The following is a 3,709-nucleotide window of genomic DNA, read 5'->3' as shown; positions in this document are numbered from 1 at the left end:
AATTCGATTGACATACAAATGCCTTATCCTGAAGCGGTTTACGATTTGACTGAAGAGCAAGAAATTATTTTACTTGCCAATATAGTCGTTAACCCCTTTCAAAATTTACCTTTTGGGATTTTAAATCCAGAAGAAAATCCTCCTAGATATCCCTTTCTTACCCCAACCTATAAATTACATTTGGTTCAAGAAGGACAAATATCAGATCAATCTTCAAATGTAGGCTATCAGCTTACGGTTGGGAAAATTGTCGTAAGTAAAGAAGAAACATATTTACAGCCAGGATATATACCTCCATGTACCTCAACCAATAGTCATAAAGACTTAGTAGATGTACATACAAATATAGATAAGTTCATGGGACAACTGGAATTATATGCCGTTCAAATCGCCCAAAAAATAAATAGAAAAAATCAAACTAATGATTTGGCATTAATGGTATTGAAACTTTCCGATTTGGTTATAAATTATCTGGGGAATGAGATCAATTCTTTACGTTGGCTAGGATTATATACCACACCGGCATATATGTTGGATAAGATAGTAAGACTTGCAAGAATTATGAAAAATTTTGTAGATGCCAAATCTGGAGCAGGTAAGGAAGAGTTATTGAATTACTTGGCAGAATGGTGTGGACTTTCTCAAGGAGATTTCGAAGTTCTCTTTACGGATTTAGTGAATGTAGGATATAACCACTCACAAATTGATAAAACAATTAAAAAGGTAAATATATTTATGCAAATGATTGAACAATTATTTGCAGCACTAAACAGACTTGATTACATTGGAAAAAGAAATGATACAGGCATATTTATTAAAGAAAGTTTTGAAAATAATCCAATTGAAAAAACTAAAAAAAGTAGATTTTTTGATGACTAAAAAATTATTATATGGAAATATTGAATAAAAAAGATAGATGGATAGCTTTTCTTCTGTTTATATCGTTGTTTACAATAACAATTGTTGTTATAGTTATATCTATATTCTTTAATTACCAATTACCTTGGAAAGAAAATTACGAGCTTAGAAAAGAGAATGCTGCAATGATATATGAATTTAAGTATCAAGAAAAGTTTGAAAATCAAATGGAGGTATTAAAAAAATATATTGACTCAATAGATATGCCTAATAATGATATTTATTATTATCAGCAAAAATCTATAGATATGATTATAAAAATGGAGCAAAACATGCCTGGTAAAGATAGCATACGAAGAAGATTATTATATACGAATTTTTTGTTAACAAGTCGTTCTCTTATTGATGCTAAGAAAACCCTAAAAACTTATGCTAAAAGTAAATCTGAAATTGATACATTACTAGCTAAAGTAGATGCCTATAAAAAACAATTACAAATTGTAACAAGGGAATTACAAATATGCAATCAAATAGTAACAACTAAAAATTAACAAATATTTAACATTAATTAATGGGATAAGGTTTTTTTAAAATATTTATATTTGTGTTATAAGCATAAATAATTTTATTAATTAATAATCAATAATTTTTTTTTTATTATGTCATTTAAAGCAAGACTTGAAGTAGCAGGTAAGACCTACAACATTTTAAATGTTAATTATTCTTTAGCTCAAGAAACAGACCCAACAGGTCGTCCATCTTCTCAAACTAGAGGAGGAAGAATAGAAGTTACTGTAGAATCTACAGGAGAAAGTGACATCTTTGAATGGATGACAAACAGTTTTGAAAGAAAAGATGGTAAGGTAATCTTTGTAAAAAGAGATTCCAATGCTACATTGAAAGATTTAAGTTTTTCAGATGGATATGTAGTTAAGTATAAAGAAAACTTTGATGCTTCCGGTACTAATCCACTTACTGAAACATTTACCATTTCTGCAAGATCGATTAAAATGGGAACTGGAGAACATATTAACGAATGGGTATAACCCCATCAATTAATTACTTTCTAAAATAAAAGGGAATTTCTAATTCCCTTTTATTTATGCAAAAATTAATATAATCAAAATAAAAATAAAGATATGTCATCATTCTTAGCTAAATTAGAAATGGATGGTAAAACACATAATGTTCTACAGTGCAAATACAGTTTTAATCAAGGAGTAGATAGTACAGGAAAACCACAGGCTAGCATTCGTGGAGGGCAAATTCATTTGACGATTGAAAGCACAGGAGCTCCCTATTTTGTAGATTGGATGCTTTCGACGGAAAAAACGAAAGATGCAAAGATAATATTTTATCGTAGAGACGCTATGAGTAAATTACAAGAAGTTAAATTTGAGAAAGGATATTGTATAGAATTTTCGGAAGAATTTGACTCTGTAAATAACGAACCTATGAAAATTAATCTTTTAATTGTAGCAAAAACACTTTCCATAAGTAATGTAGCTTATGAAAATGTGTGGAAAATAGGATAAATATGTGTTTATTTACCTATGTACTATATAAACTTAATTAAGTATAGATAAAAAGGCGTATTTCGCCTTTTTTAAATTTAAAACATATACTTAATTAACTGTTTTTTTTCTCTTTTTCTTTTTATGATCAATATTGATAGCCCGTTCCCTTTTTAATTCTAAATATTTTTCAAATTGTTCCGGAGATAAAATTTCCTTTAATTTAAAATCAATTTCTCTATTATTATTTTCCATTAAAAATCTTAACTCAGTATCGCTAATTCCTGTATCTATTGCATTTTTAACCTTTGTAATTTTTTCTAATATAAATTCGTGAAGTTCCAATTTTTGGAAATCATCAAGATTTACATCTTTATCTAAATCATTAATCTGTTTTTCAGTAATTTCTTCAGGCTTTATAGTATTATCTTGAGCATAAGTAACTATAAAAGTAGCTTGTAGGAGAAATATTAGTAAAAAAATTTTAGAAAATCGCATATGGTATAAATTAATGTGATAAAATTACTTAAAAAAATAATTTTTAATGCTATTTGTAACATAAATTTAAAACTTTTTAATATTTTAGTATCCTAAATAAGAAATGTGTTTACTTTGTCTAACATAAAAAAGAAATTAGCAGATTATTGCGTTTATCAAGAACGCAGTCATTATGAAGTAGAACAAAAATTGAAAGAATATACTTTTTTAGATCAGGATGAAAGAGGAGAAATAATTGTATGGTTAATTCATAATAATTTTTTAAATGAAGAAAGATTTGCGCTATCTTATACAAGGGGTAAATTTTATCAAAAAAAATGGGGTAAAATTAAAATTACACAAGGATTAAAACAAAAAAAAATTCCTAACAATTTAATAAACATTGGATTGGAACAGATAAATGAAGATGATTATATTTCAACAATTAAAGAATTAGCAAATAAAAAGTGGAATACAATTAGAGAATCTGAAATATTTTTAAAAAAGAAAAAATTATATAATTATCTTCAACAAAAAGGTTATGAAAATCATTTTATACATGAAATTATTGAGAATATTGATTAATCAAGTTTATAATTTCTTGAGTAGTCCTAACTCCACTATCTCTCCATTTTATTTCACCGTTCTTAAAAAGTATAAGTGTAGGCACTGCTTGAACGCGATAGGAATTTGCTAATTTTGGATTTTTATCAATATCCACTTTTAAAATTATTATTCTTTCGCCAATTTGTTCTTTAACTTCTTTTAAAATAGGTGCTAATATTTTACATGGTTGACACCATTCAGCTGAAAAATCTAACAATACAGTTTTATCGCTATTAATAATATTTGAAAAATTT

General features: G+C 26.9%; 7 protein-coding genes. 5 read left to right on the top strand and 2 right to left on the bottom strand.

Annotation, left to right across the window (positions count from 1 at the left end):
• From M3Z80_RS09420 to tssD (M3Z80_RS09405), 4 genes are all read left to right on the top strand, one after another.
• Positions 1-879 (top strand): hypothetical protein (locus tag M3Z80_RS09420; protein ID WP_293919362.1); only part of this gene is annotated, 879 nt, incomplete at its 5' end.
• A gap of 11 nt (positions 880-890) precedes the next feature.
• Positions 891-1,409: a type VI secretion system TssO gene (gene tssO, locus M3Z80_RS09415; RefSeq protein ID WP_293919361.1), complete on the top strand. Its 519-nt coding sequence runs from the start codon at positions 891-893 to the stop codon at positions 1,407-1,409.
• Between the two features lie 108 nt (positions 1,410-1,517).
• Positions 1,518-1,904, top strand: coding sequence for a type VI secretion system tube protein TssD (tssD, locus tag M3Z80_RS09410; protein ID WP_293919360.1), 387 nt, complete (start codon positions 1,518-1,520; stop codon positions 1,902-1,904).
• A 93-nt stretch (positions 1,905-1,997) separates the two neighbouring features.
• Positions 1,998-2,393, top strand: a complete 396-nt coding sequence (gene tssD, locus M3Z80_RS09405) for a type VI secretion system tube protein TssD (RefSeq protein WP_293919359.1) — start codon at positions 1,998-2,000, stop codon at positions 2,391-2,393.
• A 90-nt stretch (positions 2,394-2,483) separates the two neighbouring features.
• Here the strand turns inward: tssD (M3Z80_RS09405) and M3Z80_RS09400 are convergent, their stop codons facing one another.
• Positions 2,484-2,870, bottom strand: a complete 387-nt coding sequence (locus M3Z80_RS09400; RefSeq protein WP_293919358.1) for a hypothetical protein — start codon at positions 2,868-2,870, stop codon at positions 2,484-2,486.
• Positions 2,871-2,984: 114 nt separating this feature from the next.
• Here M3Z80_RS09400 and M3Z80_RS09395 point away from each other — a divergent pair, with 114 nt between their 5' ends.
• Positions 2,985-3,434, top strand: a complete 450-nt coding sequence (locus M3Z80_RS09395; RefSeq protein ID WP_459251453.1) for a regulatory protein RecX — start codon at positions 2,985-2,987, stop codon at positions 3,432-3,434.
• Here M3Z80_RS09395 and trxA read toward each other — a convergent pair.
• Positions 3,415-3,709: thioredoxin (gene trxA, locus M3Z80_RS09390; RefSeq protein ID WP_293919356.1), on the bottom strand; the 295-nt coding region annotated here is incomplete at its 5' end. The two genes, M3Z80_RS09395 and trxA, sit on opposite strands and share 20 nt — an antisense overlap.

Source organism: Apibacter sp. (assembly GCF_025291155.1).
Taxonomy (GTDB): domain Bacteria; phylum Bacteroidota; class Bacteroidia; order Flavobacteriales; family Weeksellaceae; genus Apibacter.
The sequence above is the reverse complement of the archived record's forward strand: the minus strand, read 5'-3'. Positions and strand labels throughout refer to the sequence as shown.